This is a genomic window from Epilithonimonas pallida (assembly GCF_900182975.1).
GTDB classification, from domain to species: Bacteria; Bacteroidota; Bacteroidia; order Flavobacteriales; family Weeksellaceae; genus Epilithonimonas; species Epilithonimonas pallida.
Map to the genome: position 1 here is coordinate 157,351 of NZ_FXUO01000001.1, position 16,591 is coordinate 173,941.

General features: G+C 35.7%; 16 protein-coding genes. 12 read left to right on the top strand and 4 right to left on the bottom strand.

From position 1 onward, the window contains the following. Window positions 1-38 precede the first annotated feature (38 nt). The 3 genes from QOL71_RS00655 to pyrH form a co-directional block, all read right to left on the bottom strand. Window positions 39-806, bottom strand: a complete 768-nt coding sequence (locus tag QOL71_RS00655) for an alpha/beta hydrolase family protein (protein ID WP_283415085.1) — start codon at window positions 804-806, stop codon at window positions 39-41. A gap of 121 nt (window positions 807-927) precedes the next feature. Next, window positions 928-1,482: a ribosome recycling factor gene (gene frr, locus QOL71_RS00660; RefSeq protein ID WP_283415086.1), complete on the bottom strand. Its 555-nt coding sequence runs from the start codon at window positions 1,480-1,482 to the stop codon at window positions 928-930. A gap of 97 nt (window positions 1,483-1,579) precedes the next feature. After that, the gene (pyrH, locus tag QOL71_RS00665) at window positions 1,580-2,287 is read right to left on the bottom strand and encodes a UMP kinase (RefSeq protein ID WP_283415087.1); all 708 of its coding nucleotides are present in this window, start codon (window positions 2,285-2,287) and stop codon (window positions 1,580-1,582) included. A gap of 137 nt (window positions 2,288-2,424) precedes the next feature. Between pyrH and porQ the strand changes: the two genes are divergently transcribed. The 5 genes from porQ (at window position 2,425) to QOL71_RS00690 (ending at window position 5,574) form a co-directional block, all read left to right on the top strand. Next, window positions 2,425-3,423 (top strand): type IX secretion system protein PorQ, encoded by a 999-nt coding sequence (gene porQ, locus QOL71_RS00670; RefSeq protein WP_283415088.1) that lies wholly within the window; start codon window positions 2,425-2,427, stop codon window positions 3,421-3,423. A 103-nt stretch (window positions 3,424-3,526) separates the two neighbouring features. Beyond that, on the top strand, window positions 3,527-4,204 hold the full coding sequence (cmk, locus tag QOL71_RS00675; RefSeq protein WP_283415089.1) for a (d)CMP kinase: 678 nt from the start codon (window positions 3,527-3,529) through the stop codon (window positions 4,202-4,204). Between the two features lie 94 nt (window positions 4,205-4,298). Further along, complete coding sequence (locus QOL71_RS00680; protein WP_283415090.1) at window positions 4,299-4,676, top strand: YtxH domain-containing protein; 378 nt, start codon at window positions 4,299-4,301, stop codon at window positions 4,674-4,676. Between the two features lie 90 nt (window positions 4,677-4,766). After that, on the top strand, window positions 4,767-5,075 hold the full coding sequence (locus QOL71_RS00685; RefSeq protein ID WP_283415091.1) for a hypothetical protein: 309 nt from the start codon (window positions 4,767-4,769) through the stop codon (window positions 5,073-5,075). Window positions 5,076-5,079: 4 nt separating this feature from the next. After that, entirely contained in the window at window positions 5,080-5,574 is a 495-nt protein-coding gene (locus tag QOL71_RS00690) for a phosphoribosyl-ATP pyrophosphatase (RefSeq protein ID WP_283415092.1), read from the top strand. A gap of 37 nt (window positions 5,575-5,611) precedes the next feature. On the opposite strand, the gene QOL71_RS00695 is transcribed toward QOL71_RS00690, so the two are convergent. Further along, a complete protein-coding gene (locus QOL71_RS00695) occupies window positions 5,612-6,340 on the bottom strand; it encodes a TrmH family RNA methyltransferase (protein WP_283415093.1) in 729 nt (242 codons plus the stop codon). Here QOL71_RS00695 and tamL point away from each other — a divergent pair. The 7 genes from tamL (at window position 6,326) to QOL71_RS00730 (ending at window position 16,589) form a co-directional block, all read left to right on the top strand. Further along, window positions 6,326-8,920: a translocation and assembly module lipoprotein TamL gene (gene tamL, locus QOL71_RS00700; protein WP_283415094.1), complete on the top strand. Its 2,595-nt coding sequence runs from the start codon at window positions 6,326-6,328 to the stop codon at window positions 8,918-8,920. The two genes, QOL71_RS00695 and tamL, sit on opposite strands and share 15 nt — an antisense overlap. A 17-nt stretch (window positions 8,921-8,937) precedes the next feature. Then, window positions 8,938-9,972, top strand: a complete 1,035-nt coding sequence (locus QOL71_RS00705) for an SRPBCC family protein (RefSeq protein WP_283415095.1) — start codon at window positions 8,938-8,940, stop codon at window positions 9,970-9,972. A 126-nt stretch (window positions 9,973-10,098) separates the two neighbouring features. Next, window positions 10,099-12,909, top strand: a complete 2,811-nt coding sequence (locus tag QOL71_RS00710; protein ID WP_283415096.1) for a 2-oxoglutarate dehydrogenase E1 component — start codon at window positions 10,099-10,101, stop codon at window positions 12,907-12,909. Between the two features lie 65 nt (window positions 12,910-12,974). After that, window positions 12,975-14,216 carry a 2-oxoglutarate dehydrogenase complex dihydrolipoyllysine-residue succinyltransferase gene (gene odhB / locus QOL71_RS00715; protein ID WP_283415097.1) on the top strand — a complete coding sequence of 414 codons (1,242 nt, stop codon included), beginning with the start codon at window positions 12,975-12,977 and terminating at the stop codon, window positions 14,214-14,216. Window positions 14,217-14,422: 206 nt separating this feature from the next. After that, window positions 14,423-14,749, top strand: a complete 327-nt coding sequence (locus tag QOL71_RS00720) for a hypothetical protein (RefSeq protein ID WP_283415098.1) — start codon at window positions 14,423-14,425, stop codon at window positions 14,747-14,749. Between the two features lie 140 nt (window positions 14,750-14,889). Continuing rightward, window positions 14,890-15,972 (top strand): DNA polymerase III subunit gamma/tau, encoded by a 1,083-nt coding sequence (dnaX, locus tag QOL71_RS00725; RefSeq protein ID WP_283415099.1) that lies wholly within the window; start codon window positions 14,890-14,892, stop codon window positions 15,970-15,972. A 26-nt stretch (window positions 15,973-15,998) separates the two neighbouring features. Beyond that, the gene (locus tag QOL71_RS00730; protein ID WP_283415100.1) at window positions 15,999-16,589 is read left to right on the top strand and encodes a hypothetical protein; all 591 of its coding nucleotides are present in this window, start codon (window positions 15,999-16,001) and stop codon (window positions 16,587-16,589) included. The last annotated feature ends 2 nt before the right edge of the window (window positions 16,590-16,591 follow it).

Below are 16,591 nucleotides of genomic sequence, written 5' to 3' on the forward strand. Positions count from 1 at the left end.
TTTTATAAAAAATGATTCATATTATCAGTGAAAAATTGTTATTTACAATGCCCTTTGAAAAAAGCTATAATTTCGGGTAGAGATTGCTTTGGAAACTCATGCCCTGCATCACTCTGCTGTAAAACTAATTCTGTGCTATTTTTACCTGAGAAGAATGTTTTGTCTCCTTCTGTTTTACCTGTGCCTGTGATTCCGAGATTAGATTTAACAATAGGAATTGATTGTTCCTGACTCTGCGGAGAAACAATCCTGTCATTTTTTCCGATATACATCCATATCGAAAGAGGAGCAGCGCCATCAATCAAATTACCACCTTGAGCAGAAGCCGAACAAATAGCTGTTATCTTGTTGCCTCTCATTTTCCAGAGTACGTTGGCAAATCTTGCTCCGTTAGAATGCCCAATAATATAAATTCTTTTGTCATCAATGTTATAAAGTTTATGAATATCTGAAAATACGGCATCGAAAAATTTGATATCACGACCTTCGAGATCATCTGTGAAAATCTGCCAGCCATTCATTGTGCCGTTAGGATCTATTCCGGGAACTTTTCTGCCGGGAAGCCCTTCCATAAAAATAACTAGGGCGTCCTTGTAATAATTTTGAACATCAATTCTTCTGCTCACAAAATTAGCATTACCGCCATGACCGTGGAAAACAAAAACGACCGGAATTTGGACTGATTTGATTGTGGGTTCATAGATAATAGTCTTTCTGGAAACCTGATCTATACTATAGTTTTTTGTGATTTGAGAAAAAAAGGAAACAGCCCATGTTAACAATAGCAATTGAAAAATTCTTTTCATAGGTGAAAATTTATTCTTTGATTCTTCTTAATAGAGTAAAGTTAAATTAAACTCAAAATTTACATAAAAAAAAGACCTTACATATTTATAGTAAGGTCTTAATTTTATATAAGGCAAAAACTTAAACTTTCAAGATTTCTGCTTCTTTTACTTTCAGATGATCGTCTGCTTTTTTTACATAAGCGTCGGTAAGATCCTGAATGTCTTTTTCAACACCTTTAATTAGATCTTCTGCAACACCTTCCAGTCTTTTCAGTTCTTTGTTCCCTTCCTGTCTCGCATTTCTTATAACCACTTTTGTCTGTTCAGTTTCGGCTTTAGCCTGCTTAGCTAAGTCACGTCTTCTTTCTTCTGTCAAAGGCGGAACATTAAGGATAATTACATCGCCGTTATTAGAAGGTGCGAAACCAAGGTTAGAATTGATAATTGCTTTTTCGATAGGTCCGATTGCAGATCTGTCCCAAGGCTGGATAGAAATGGTCATGGCATCAGGTACAGAAACGTTCGCAACCTGATTGATTGGCGTCATCGCACCATAATATTCTACCATCACATCCTGAACCATAGACGTAGAAGCACGTCCGGCTCTGATTTTTTGAAAAGCATGATCCAAATGCTTGATTGCAGCATCCATCTCTTGCTTTACCGATGCTACAATGAGTTCTAATTCTTCCATTGTATATTTAAAATTTGATAATTGACACATATTTTTGTGAATGATTAATTATAATTGATAAATGATTTTAAATCAATATCAAAAATCAATCCCTCATTTAAACGTTAACTAGTGTTCCTATATTTTCCCCGTCGATTAATCTTTCCAGATTACCTTCTTTGTTCATATCAAAAACGATAATTGGCAGCTTGTTTTCATGACTTAATGTGAACGCTGTCATATCCATTACTTTAAGGTTTTTTTCAAAAACCTCTTCGAAAGACAAGCTGTTGAATTTCACTGCATCTGCATTTTTCTCCGGATCGCTGTCGTAGATTCCGTCCACTCGTGTTCCTTTCAGGATGACATCTGCATCAATTTCGATGGCTCTTAATGTTGCAGCAGTATCGGTTGTGAAATAAGGGTTTCCTGTTCCAGCGCCAAAGATCACTACACGTCCTTTCTCCAGGTGACGGACTGCTTTTCTTTTGATAAAAGGCTCTGCTACTTTGTCCATTTCTATGGCAGATTGTAGTCTCGTCATGATACCGGCATCTTCAAGAGCACCCTGTAAAGCCATCCCGTTGATAACAGTTGCCAGCATTCCCATATAATCGCCCTGGACTCTGTCCATGCCTTTTGCAGCGCCGGCCAATCCTCTGAAAATATTTCCCCCACCAATTACTATGGCGATCTCGCAACCTTTGTCCACAGCTTTTTTGATCTCAACGGCATATTCCTTTAGCCTGTCGTTATCAATACCGTATTGGCGGTTTCCCATTAGTGCTTCTCCACTAAGTTTCAGGAGGATTCTTTTATATTTCATCTAATTTATTATTTTTATTTCAATTTTTTGACTGTGCAAATATAATGAAAGGAAAAGAATTACGTTAATGAAAAAGATAGTCGTTCAAAAATTTTGATAAGCATCAAAATAGATTATTTTTGCAAAGCTAAAAGATAGTGTTGAAGAAGTTTTACAGTCTATTTTCACTGATGATTTACAGTGTGGTTTTTTCTCAAACGGGAACCACGGTTTATCAGTTTCTCAATATTCCGATGTCTCCCAGACAGGCAGTTTTAGGAGATGCCGTATCTATACGCGATTATGATGTTAATTTTACGGCCGCTAATCCTGCATTGATGAACCTTGAAATGGATAAGATGCTGTCCGTAAATTATTCATCCTATCTTGCAGGGACAAAAATTGGAAGCATCAGCTACGTGAGGGATTTGGAATACGGCCATCTTGTTTCTTTCAACGCAAAATATATGGATTACGGGAGTATGCCCAGAACCGATGAGAACTCCAATATTAATGGTGATTTTTCAGCTATAGATGCTTCTGCGGGTATTGGTTACGCCTACCAGTTTGAAGATGACTGGACTATTGGGGCTAATGTTAATTATGTCACTTCCAAAATCGACACTTACACATCATCTGCTATTACAGCTACTGCCGGTGTGACCTATTATTTTGATAAGTCGAATGAAACTTTGGCTTTGGTTTTCAGAAATTTTGGTTATCAGATCAAGCCTTATAACGGTGTGAGAGAAAAACTGCCTTTCCGTGTTGATCTGGGCTATACAAAAATTCTTGACGAATTTCCCGCAGCGATTACTATTACGGCGCATGATCTTCAGCAATTCAATATCTCTGCAACAACAGATATCAACGGACAAGAAACCAAATTCGGAAGGAAAGTTCTGGATCACCTGTCTCTTGGAGCGGAATTATTCCCGGGCCAGCCATTCAATATCAGATTTGGTTACAATGTGAAAAGAGGCGGAGAACTGGCTGTTCTGGATCAGAGGAGTTTCAGCGGTTTGTCAGCAGGATTCAGTCTCAAGATTTCATCTTTCCGTTTCGACTATTCTCATATGCGTTATCATAATGCATCCAATGTTAACATGATTGGTCTTACGATGGATCTTATAGAATTGGGTGGAAACAGAAGATAATTTTGAGATTTAAGACAAGTAATCCGTTAATCTAAAATTCATTTATTTTAATTTCTTGAATATTTAATTTTTATTTTTTTTGTTTACGCATTACATTTGCAGTATGACAAAAAAACCGGTTATCGCTATAGACGGATTTTCATCCACAGGAAAAAGTTCGATTTCTAAAATCATTGCAAAAAGATTGGGTCTTATCCATATGGATACGGGTGCACTTTACAGGGGGATTACTTTTTATGCCATTCAAAATTGTGCTAATACGGACAAAACGATTGATATTAAAAAGCTGATTTCCGATCTTCCTAAAATTAATCTGGAATTTCAGAATATTGACGGTGAACTAAGACTTTTTCTTAATGGGAAAAACATAGATAAGGAAATCCGCTTTCCCCAGGTTTCTGATAATGTAAGTCAGGTGGCAAAAGAAGCCGAAGTCCGCAATTACCTTTTGACAACACAGCGCGATATTGCTAAAAAAGGCGGCGTTATAATGGATGGCAGAGATATCGGAACAGTGGTGCTTCCTGATGCAGATTATAAATTTTTTATGACAGCAAGTCAGGATGAACGTGCCAGACGACGTTTCCTGGAATTGGAACTGGCAGGAGAAAAAACTGATATCGAAACGGTAAAGCAAAACCTTATCTCTCGTGACAAGATTGACAGCGAAAGAGAGGTTTCTCCCCTGAAACAAGCTGACGATGCTATTCTTATTGATAACACCAGCATTAACAAAGAGGAAACAATAGAGTTGATTTTGTCCTATATCAAAAAGTTTTAACAAAATTTTAAGAGGTTTGTTTTTTCTTTGGCATTTTAGTTGTAAATTTAAAATTGTTAATGACCCTTTTTAAATAACTTAAAAATTATAAACAATGTCAAAGAAGTCAAATTCAGCAGCAATCTTAGCTGCATTATTAGCGGGAGCTGCTACGGGTGTAGTTTTAGGATTACTTTATGCTCCGGAAGAAGGTAAAGAAACCAGAAAAAAAATCAGAGATAAAGCAAACGATCTTAAAGATAAAGCTGTTGATGAATACGGCAAAACATCTGAAAAAGTAAGAGATACATATTCTGAAGTTTCTTCCAACGTAAAAGATAAATACCAATCTCTGTCTTCTCATCTGAAAGAAACGGCACAGAATGTTGCTTCTACAGTAAAAGACAGCTATGATAAATACAAAGACCAGATTGTTTCCAAGACATCTGATGTTGTAAAAGATGTGGAAACTGAATTGGATGGTTTGAAATAATCTCTAAATTTGGTTTTACAGAAAGGAACTTAGTTTCTAAGTTCCTTTTTTTGTAAATAATTGTGTAATTTTATTTTTAATAAGATGCTTATGATAGATATTATAAAAGATTATACTACAAAACGTCTGGATCTTCTCAAATTGCAGTTTACTGAGAAGTCCTCTCTGTCTGCGGGAATCATAGCGTTTATTTCGATTGTACTCATAGCGTTTTCATTTTTTATTATCCTTTTCAACTTCGGGATTGCTTTTCTGATCGGAGAATCTTTAGGAAATATGTCTTACGGTTTTTTAATTGTTGCCGGGTTTTATTTTCTTTTGATGATTATTGTAATCTTTTTGAAGAAAAAAATTGTAAACTCTATCGCAAGTCAAGTAATTGAATTTTTAAAACATTAGGAATATGGCGACTAACTACAATAATATTAATGAGCTTAGAAGTCAAAAAAAGCTTCTAAAACAGGAAATTAAAGAGTTGGAAGATATTTTGACTTTCAAAAGTAAGAAAGAAAGCCTTGGTGTTTTGACGCATGGTTTTACAGATAAATTCCTAAAAGAAACAAAAGATGAAGATGGTGATACTTCTATCTCTCTTGATACCCAGAATATTATGAAAGAAATATCATCCGGAATCAAGGAATCTGCATCTAAAAAAAATCTTCTTGGTTTAGCGAATGACAGTGTTCAATCCGGATTGCTGGAAAACACTATTAAAATGGGAGTTGTAGCGTTGGTGGGGAATTTTGCTAAAAAAAGCGTGATGAACAAGAACTGGAAAAGAAAATTAATTGGTTTAGGATTGGTCTATGTTGCACCTTATGCCTTGAGATTCATTCATGAAAAGCTGGATGAATACCAGAAAAATAAAACCACCAAAAGTATGGAGAAACTTATATAGGTTTTGCCTTTCCGGTATAAAATAAAGGAGAGGCATTTTATTTTTTAGAAAAAATCTCTCCAAGTATTATTCCGGCGGACATGGAAACATTCAAACTTTCTGTAGATTGATTTTGTCCAAATCTGGGAATAGTAATCATTGTCGAAATTAATTTTTCTGTCGAATCTCGCAGGCCATTGCCTTCGTTTCCAAAAACTAAAGAAAATTTTTCCGGGAATTCGGATTTATAAATATTTTCTCCGTTCATGTCAGTTCCCAGAATCGGGTATTGGTAAGAGGACAGATATTCGGCAAGATCAACATAACAGATATTCACCCTCAAAAAAGAACCCATGGTTGCCTGTATCACTTTTGGATTATAAAGATCAACAGTGTCATTACTGCAAATAATCTGCTCGATTCCGAACCAGTCTGCTAATCTTATGATCGTTCCAAGATTTCCTGGATCCTGAATCCCGTCCAGAACGATCTGAATGTTAGTTTCTTTGATGTAATTATTTTCAGGGATTTTACATACAGCAACAGAGTCTTTAGGATTCTGAAGAAAACTTATTTTTCTAAGCTCATTTGGCAAGATTTTTTCTGATTTTGCCATTTTAATATTTAACTGATCCGGATCAATAGAAAAAATGTCGGTTATTTCATAATCAGAATTTGGAAGTTCTTTTATGATTTTATTACCTTCAACTAAAAACAAATTGTATTTTTGCCTGTATTTCTTTTTGTCCAGAGATTGTATTATCTTTATAGTATGAGCCGTAAGCATATCAACAAATATTTTCAAAAATATCATATATTTTATTATTCCGCAATTTTCAGTGTGTTTTTGTATGCCTGTAATGTGACAAAAAAAGTTCCTGACGGCGAGTATCTGTTGACCAAGAATAAATTTGAATATACAGACGGTAAAATTTTTTCAGATGAAATTCCTGATCTTGTTGCCCAAAAGCCAAATAAGAAAACACTTTTTGTATTGCCAATAGGATTAGCTTTTTATAATATGGCAAATCCAAAATACGATACTATTCTGAAAGAGTATATGACTTATCCTAACGAGATGAGAAATCAAAAGCTCAGAGATTCACTCTTCATAAAATATAATCATCCGGAATATGTTGGCAGAAATCTTTTCTGGAACCGTTTTTTTCATACAGTTGGGCAGGCTCCGGTAATCTACAGTGATGCAAAAACAAAACAGAGTGCAAAAAGTATCAATAACAGATTGATTAACCGCGGCTATTGGGATTCCGAAGTTAAGACAAGTGTGAAAAGAGATTCTGCTACCAAAAAAGCGGAGGTTGATTATGTCATTACCCACAAAGATCCAACCTATATCAAAGAATATTTTTATAACATTCCTGATCAGAATGTTAGAAGCATCTATGAATCTCAAATCAATAAAAGTTTTGTGAAAAAAGGTCAGATCCTTGATGAAACTGTATTGGAAAAAGAAATTACCAGGATTAATGACCAGATGAAAGAAGAGGGTTATTATAAATTCAATAATGATAATCAGGATATCTATTTTGTCGCAGATTCTTTACAAAGCAGAAAGAATGTACCTGTTACAATGAACATTATCAAAGATTCTATCGGTACACCTTACAGAAAGGCCACAATTGGAAAAATTACAGTTTCTGTTGCCAATAGTGTAAACAGTACTAACCTTCCTCTGAAAGATAGTATAAGAGGAATTAATATCTTTAGAAAAGATAGTGCCTATAATGCCAATGCACTTTGGTTGCCCATTATTCTGAAACCGGGTGATCCTTATAAACAATCCAATCTTGATCTTACCAGGAGAAACCTGATTTCTATGAACAACTTCACGATACTGAAAGCTGCGGATTATCTTCGTAAAGAAGGAACAGAAGCAGAGAGAGACAGTATCGTAGATGTAGAATATGTCCTGAGACCGTTACCAAAATATGAGTTTAATTTTGCGACAGATATTCATTATTCTCAAATTCTGAACTTTGGTTTTTCACCTTCTGTTGATCTTACTACGAGAAACGTTTTTGGAGGCGCAGAAAATTTGATTACAAGTTTTTCCGGAGTCATTGGAACAACAAAAGATCCTAAAAATCCGGACGCGATTTTCAATGCTTATGAATTGTCTGCTCAGGCATCTCTTCAGTTTCCCAGATTGGTGGTTCCGTTTAGAAAATATTATAAGCTGATTCCAAAAAAATATTCTCCAACAACCAGCATCACATTAGGAGCGTCTGTTCAGAATAATATTGGATTGGGAAGAATCAACTTCAATGCTGGACTTACCTATTTTGCGAATGTGGATGATGGGAAAGTCCAGCACAGGCTGACTTTGTTTAACACTCAGCTGAGTTTAACCCAAAACAAAGACAGATATTATGAATATTTCCCTGGCGATAATGAATATCGTGAAAATATTTTTAATCAGTATGCCGTAAATCATCCGGAAATATTGACATCCGGTTATACGTATGACCAGATTTCTGCAATTATTTTATCAGACGAAAATTTTATCACCCAGATTTTCAATAGTGACAGGAATCTTTTATATAACTATATGCAGTCTCTTTATAATAAGGAACGGCAGACTCAGGATGTTATAATTTCATCCATTATTTACAATTTTATATATAACGAGATTGGAAAAAAAGAATACAGGAATCCATTTTCTTTTAGTGGTAAAGTAGAATTGGCTGGTAACTTTTTGAATCTTGTTACTAAAAAAGAGGAGAATTATCTTTTGTATGGTGATACAAAAACGATATTCAATATTCCGTTTTCACAGTTTATAAAATTCGATTTTGATTTTAAGAAATACTTTACTTTTTTCAATGACAGAGCCAAACCGCATACATTGGCGTTTCGTCAGTTTGTAGGAATTGGAATTCCTTACGGCAACTCGTCATCGATGCCGTTTGTGAGATCTTATTTCAATGGTGGAGCTTATGATATCAGAGCTTGGCTGGCATTTGGTGGATTAGGTCCTGCCGATTCCCAGTTGGATGAAAGAGTGCGTTCTTATGCAATGGATAATGTGAAGCTGACTACCAGTGTAGAATACCGCGTTCCTCTCACCAATATGTTTGAAGCAGCCATTTTTACAGACGCAGGAAATATCTGGGGACTGAAGGATAATGGGTTTGGGGACCAGTTTAAATTTAAAAAGTTTATAAGTCAAATGGGAGTTGGAAGTGGATTAGGAATCAGGATGAATATTGCTTACGTCAATCTGAGACTTGATTTTGCTTATAAAATGTATGACCCGAATCAGCCTGAAGGGAACAGCCGTTGGGTTATTAACAAGATCAAGCCTTTGCAGCCAACTATCAACTTCGCAATTGGTTATCCTTTCTAAAAATTTTATTTGAAAAAATGCGTTGGTTAAAATTCGTAATTATTATTTCTCTTTGCTTATTCGGAATCTATTCTGCTATGATGAATTTCGTAGATGAAAGCAAAAGTTTCACTCATCAGTCAGAAATTGATTATCCCATAGACAAAGTTTTTCCTCAGTTTAATAATCTTCAGAATTTTGCAGCCTGGAACGATTATTTTACCGGAAAAGAAGATATGACGTATTCCTTCTTTACACCTTATGAAGGAGTAGGAAGTGCTATGAAATTCTCAGATAAAAAAAATGATGAATCCGGAGATTTATTTATTCGTTATTCCAGAGTTAATCGCACTTTGCATTATCAATTGTTCGAAGGAGATAATGATAATCCTTATTTAATCGATATTAACTTTAAGCCTTCCGGAAACAGGACAAAAATGTTCTGGAATATCCATACACCCAAAAGAAGCTACCTTGAGCGGTCTTTAAATCTTATTGCGGAAGATTTTTTTGTGAATAGTATTGATAAAAGTATGAAAAATCTCTATCAGATATTAGGGAACAAAGTGGATCGAGATCAAAAGCTGGCTTCTATAAAATATGACAGCATTATGATCGAAAACAGAGAAGGCGCATTACTTCTAGGTGTTAATGTCAGCACGAGGAATACCAAAGATATTCTTTTCAAAAATGTATTGATGAACCATGGAAAAGTAGTGAATTATGTGCGGTCTGATCTGGGTAAAAAAGATGATGAATTTGGCATTCCGGTTCTCATTACCAATCCTGCAAATCTTAAAGATAAAGAGATCTCATATTTCTATGGTGTGCCATTATCCAAGAGAATTTCTGTAAGTGATAATAATTTCAGCTTTCAGACACTTAATGCTTCTAAGGTTTATTATATTTATTATCAGGGTAATTATAATAACCGCATAAAAAATATTCAGGAACTTCTTAAAAAAGCTAAAAAAGATACTTTAAGAAATGGTCAGCTAATGGAAGAATTTTTGGAAGAGCCTGCTGATAATCAGGATGTAAAATTAAAATTGTCTTTGCCTGTTTACCGTTAAAAAGATCTGATAAATATCACTTATATTTGTCAGAATAAATGGTTATATTCATCGTAGGTCCACAAAAATTTAGTAAATTTGTTGGCAATTATTTAAAATTAAAATTTTAACAGATAATCTGTAATAATGGATAAATTTTCATTTCTAAATGCCGTACATGCTCAGCTGATTGATGATATGTATGAGCAATACAAAAAATACCCGGATGCACTAGAACCTTCTTGGAAATCGTTTTTCCAGGGATTCGATTTTGCATTGGAAAATTATAGCGATGATGATTTTGGGTCAGCCCCAGTTTCTAATTCCGCTCCGGTTCAATATGCTCAACAAGCAGTTACTAACAATGCTGTTTCAGAAGATATCGCAAAAGAATTTAAGGTTGTAAATCTTATAGAAGCTTACAGATCAAGAGGTCACCTTTTTACCAAAACCAATCCTGTAAGAGAAAGAAGACATTATTTTCCAACACTTGACATCGAAAATTTTGGTTTGTCTAAGGAAGATCTGAACAAAAAATTTAATTCTGCGACACAAACAGGAATGCCTGGTCCAGCAACTTTGCAAGAGATCATTACGCACCTTCAGAACATCTATTGTGATTCTATCGGTGTAGAATATATGCACATCCAGAATGTAGAGGAGAAGAAATGGATTATGGAATGGGTTAACGTTAATGAAAACCACCCTAATCTTTCTGCTCAGGAAAAAACAGAAATTCTTTTCAAACTGAATCAAGCGGTTGCATTTGAAAATTACCTTCATACTAAATTTGTCGGCCAAAAACGTTTTTCATTGGAAGGTGGAGAATCTTTGATCCCTGCTTTGGACCAATTGATTACGCGTTCTTCGCAATTAGGTGTTGATGAGGTAGTTCTTGGAATGGCTCATAGAGGCCGTCTGAATGTTTTGACCAATATTTTCCAAAAATCATACAAGCAGATTTTCTCAGAATTTGAAGGAAAAGAATTTGAAGAAGATGTATTCTCTGGTGATGTTAAATATCACTTGGGTTCTTCAAAAAAAATCACGACTGCAAATGGAGAAGAAGTAAGAATCAACCTTACTCCGAATCCGTCACATCTTGAAACTGTAGCTGCACTTGTGGAAGGAATCTGCAGAGCAAAAGTAGATAACGTTTACAAAGACGATTATTCTAAAGTTTTACCGATTGTCATCCATGGAGATGGCGCAATTGCAGGACAGGGAATTGTGTACGAGATCGCTCAGATGATGAATCTGGAAGGTTACAGAACAGGTGGAACAGTTCACATCGTGGTAAATAATCAGGTTTCTTTTACAACCAATTATCTGGATGCAAGATCATCGGTTTACTGTACCGATATTGCAAAAGTGACAGATTCTCCGGTGATGCACATTAATGCTGATGATGTAGAAGCAGTAGTTCACGCAATCAGATTTGCTGCAGATTTCCGTGCGAAGTTTGGTAAGGATGTTTACATTGACCTTTTGGGTTATAGAAAATACGGTCACAACGAAGGTGATGAGCCAAGATTCACGCAACCAAACCTTTATAAATTAATTTCAAAACATCAGAATCCAAGAGAGATTTACAAGGAACTTTTAATTAAGGAAAATGTTGTTTCTGATGAGGTTTTGAAGAAAATGGAGCAGGATTTCAAGGCTTTGCTTGATGAAAACTTTGATGCGTCCAAAGAAATCGAAAGAAATACAATGGATGTTTTTATGCAGGATGACTGGACGGAGTATCCAATTGGAGGCAAAAACTGTGTTACGGCTTCAAAAGTTGATACAACATACGATTTGGAAAAACTGAAAGAACTGGCAATTAAGATTTCCACATTACCTGCGGATAAAAAATTCATCAACAAGATTACGCGTCTTTTTGAGAACAGAATAAAAATGGTGGAAACCAATTCTTTGGATTGGGCAATGGGAGAATTATTGGCTTATGCAACGCTTCTTACTGAAAAATATAACGTAAGAATCTCCGGGGAAGATGTAGAAAGAGGAACATTCTCTCACCGTCACGCTGTCGTTAAAACTGAAGATACGGAAGAAGAATACATTCCGCTTCGCCATGTGAACGAGCAGAGATTTGATGTTTACAACTCACACTTGTCAGAATATGGTGTTTTAGGATTTGATTACGGTTATGCTATGGCTGCGCCGAGAACTTTAACCATTTGGGAAGCTCAGTTCGGAGACTTTACTAACGGTGCTCAGATCATTGTTGACCAATATTTGGTAGCTGCCGAAGAAAAATGGAAAATTCAGAACGGTTTGGTAATGATGTTGCCTCACGGTTCCGAAGGTCAGGGTGCGGAACACTCTTCCGCAAGATTGGAGAGATTCCTGACGCTTTGCGCGAATGAAAATATCATTGTTGCCAATATTACTTCACCAGCTAATTATTTCCATTTGTTGAGAAGACAGATGAAATTCGGATTCAGAAAGCCATTAGTAATTATGACGCCTAAATCGCTGTTAAGACATCCAAAAGTAGTCTCTCCGTTAGAAGATTTAGCCAATGGAAGCTTCCAACCGATCTTGGACGATCCAACAGCAGATCCGGCAAAAGTAGAGAGATTGGTTCTTTGTACAGGCAAGTTGTATTATGATCTATTAGCTAAGAAAGAAGAGCTTAATGATGACAAAGTAGCTTTGGTAAGATTGGAGCAAATCTATCCTTTGAACATGGATAATATCAATGCGATCTTTGATAAATATAAGAACAGGAAAGAATTGATCTGGGCTCAGGAAGAACCCGAAAATATGGGTGCTTGGAGTTATATCTTAAGAAACTTCAGAGATACAGGAATACAGGTGATTTCTCCTGTTCCAAGTGGAACGCCTGCGCCTGGAAGTCATAAAATGTTTGAGAAAAATCAGACCAAAATTATCAATGATGTTTTTCAAACCAATGATGAACCTGCAAAAAGACCTGTAACAGCCTAACAAAATTAATAAACTATAAGAATAACAATCTCCGGATTGTTCTGAAATTAAAAACAATTATTAGTATGTCAATATTAGAAATGAAAGTTCCTTCACCAGGAGAATCTATCACAGAAGTTGAAATTGCAATGTGGCTAGTACAAGACGGTGATTACGTAGAAAAAGACCAGCCGATTGCAGAAGTTGATTCTGACAAGGCAACTTTGGAACTTCCTGCTGAGCAAAGCGGAATCATCACTTTGAAAGCTGAAGAAGGAGAAGTGGTGCAAGTGGGGCAAGTGGTTTGTCTTATCGATATGGATGCTGCAAAACCGGAAGGTGCTGCTGTTCCTGCTGCTGAGCAACCTAAAGAAGAACCAAAAGCAGAAGTTAAAAAAGAAGAACCAGCTCCAGCAAAAGTAGAAGCTGCTAAAACTGAATCTTATGCTTCTCAATCACCTTCACCGGCAGCCAAAAAAATCCTTGATGAAAAAGGAATCAATGCATCTCAGGTAACTGGTACAGGTAGAGACGGCAGAATCACCAAAGATGATGCGGTAACAGCTTCTGTCCCTGCAATGGGAAGTGCTCCTGCGGGTGGAAACAGAGCTCAGACCACTACAAAACTTTCAGTTCTAAGAAGAAAATTGGCGGCAAGATTGGTTTCCGTTAAGAATGAAACAGCAATGCTGACGACCTTCAACGAGGTGGATATGTCGGAGATTTTCAGAATCAGAAAACAGTATAAAGAAGAATTCGCTGCAAAACATGGTGTAGGTCTTGGATTTATGTCATTCTTTACAAAAGCGGTAACAAGAGCCTTAAAATTATTCCCGGATGTGAATGCATCTATCGACGGCGATTTCAAAATCAATTATGACTTTGCTGATATTTCTATCGCAGTTTCAGGTCCTAAAGGATTAATGGTTCCTGTTCTTAGAAATGCTGAAAATATGACTTTGAGAGGTGTTGAAGCTAACATCAAAGATCTGGCAACAAAAGTAAGAGACGGAAAAATCACCGTTGATGAAATGACAGGAGGAACATTCACAATTACCAATGGTGGTGTTTTTGGGTCAATGTTATCAACACCAATTATTAATCCACCGCAATCTGCAATTCTTGGGATGCATAACATTATCGAGAGACCTGTTGCTGTAAAAGGACAAGTAGTGATCAGACCAATGATGTATGTAGCGATGTCTTATGACCATAGAATTATTGACGGAAGAGAATCTGTAGGATTTTTGGTAGCCGTGAAAGAAGCGCTTGACAATCCGGTTGAGTTCCTGATGGATGGCGACGAAAGAAAAGCATTGGAATTATAAGAAATTATATTCAGCATAAAATTAAGAGAGCAGGTTTTGCTCTCTTTTTTGTTATATTTATTGATGAAATTTTATTTTAATGGAATGTTTTGAATTACCACTTTACAAAAAATCTCAAGAAATTTTTGATGTGCTTGAAACTATAACAGATTTATTTCCAGATTGAATATTTACAAAGTATCAAATGTAATTTAATTGGCGATATAATGACGATTCAAGCTAAAATTTGTAGTGCTGAAGCAGTGAAGCTTTATGATATTAAAATGGAGAATGCTACAATTATTAGAAAAGTGGCGAGAGATATTTTTGTTGGAGGAAACACTTTGGAGCATTTTGGTTTTTCTGATTCTAAATACTATAATTTAGTGAGAAACTTAGTTGAAGAATTCAGACTTTTATTCATCGATTGGATTTCTGGTTTCAATCCAAAACATTATATTGTCGATAGCTGGGGTTTGTTCAATCCGCCGGGAATTTCTTCTGATTATATTCAGACTGATGACGAACTTGATTTTTTAGATGAAGATGAATAATTTTTACATTCTTTGCTAAGTTTTACGCCTTTGCAAACTTTAAAATATTTTCTATAATTAATAAAATCTTTGCGTTCAAAAAAGAAATAATTAAGTAAAAACCATTTCCAAAATTCACAATTAATCCTTACTTTTGAGCAATGGAAAATTTTATCGTATCCGCACGCAAGTACCGTCCGCAAGAGTTTGATACTGTTGTTGGACAATCTCACGTTACCGATACTTTAGAACACGCCATAGATGAAAGTCAGTTGGCTCAGGCATTGCTTTTTTGTGGACCAAGAGGCGTCGGTAAAACAACCTGTGCCAGAATCTTAGCCAGAAAAATCAATGAAAAATCCGGCGCTGCAGATGATGAAGGATTTGCATTTAATATTTATGAGTTAGATGCGGCTTCCAATAACTCTGTTGACGACATTCGTGAACTGATTGACCAGGTAAGATTTGCACCTCAGGTTGGAAAATACAAAGTTTATATCATCGATGAGGTTCACATGTTGTCTCAGGCTGCTTTCAATGCGTTTCTGAAAACTTTGGAAGAACCGCCTGCACATGCAATCTTTATTCTTGCAACGACTGAGAAACACAAGATTATTCCAACGATTCTTTCAAGATGTCAAATCTATGATTTCAAAAGAATCACAATTGAAGATATCCAGGATCATCTTAGAAAAATTGCGGAAAAAGAAAATATCACTTATGAAGATGATGCACTTTACCTTATCGCTCAGAAAGCGGATGGTGCTTTGAGAGATGCTTTGTCCATTTTTGACAGACTAAGTACATTTTCTCAGAAAAATATTACGCTTGAGAAAGCTGCAGAAGTTCTCAATATCCTGGATTATGATCAATACCTTAGGATTGTTGACCTGGCAAAAGAGAATGATATCCCGAGTGTGTTGACAGCTTTTGATGAGATTGTTAAAAAAGGTTTTGATCCGCATATTTTTGTTGCAGGATTAGGCAATCATTTCCGTGATCTGATGATGGCGCAAAATCCAAAAACACTCAACATCATTGAAGTTGGTGAGAAAACAAAAGCTAAGTTTGCTGAACAATCCCAAAAATGGTCAGCTCAACAACTGATAGACGGGATCGAAATCTGCAATTTTGCCGATATCAATTACAAAAATTCCAAAAACCCGAGACTGACTGTTGAGATTGCACTGATGCAATTGTCAAGTCTGACAGCAGGTTTGGAAGCTAAAAAAAAAAGTTCCTGATATTAGCGCCGCTTCTTGAAGCTAATTTGATTTCCGATAATAGACGGGTTCCTGTAGAAGCTAAAACTCAGATTGAATCCAAACCTGAGCCTGTAAAATCTGTTTTTGAAGAACCGAAAAAAATCATCCAAAAAGCATCTGAACCAATTGCGAAAATCAATTCGGGTTCAAAATTCAGTATAAAAGCTGCTTTAGAGAAAAAAGAAGAAGTAGAGACAGACAAATTTGCCGATGTCAAAGATGAAAATCTTCCTTCCAATCATTTTACGCAAACAGATCTGGACAAGGAATGGGATTTATTTCTTAAAAATCTTGCAAAGACCAATACATTTGTCTACAACGCTATCAATAGTTTCAAGTTAGAAAAATTTGATGAACACCAGATTACTGTAAAGTATTCTTCGGAAACAGCAAAAGCTGAATTTGACAGATTAAGCATTGAATTTTTTAATCATTTTAAACACAAAGTCAATAATTTCAAAATCGAAATCGATTATCAAACGGACTTAACTATCAAAAAAGAGGTAATAACCAAACGCAAAATTTTTGAAAGATTTGTAGAAATTAATCCCGTTTTGAAAGATTTGGATGATCTGATGAAATTTGATTTGACATAACC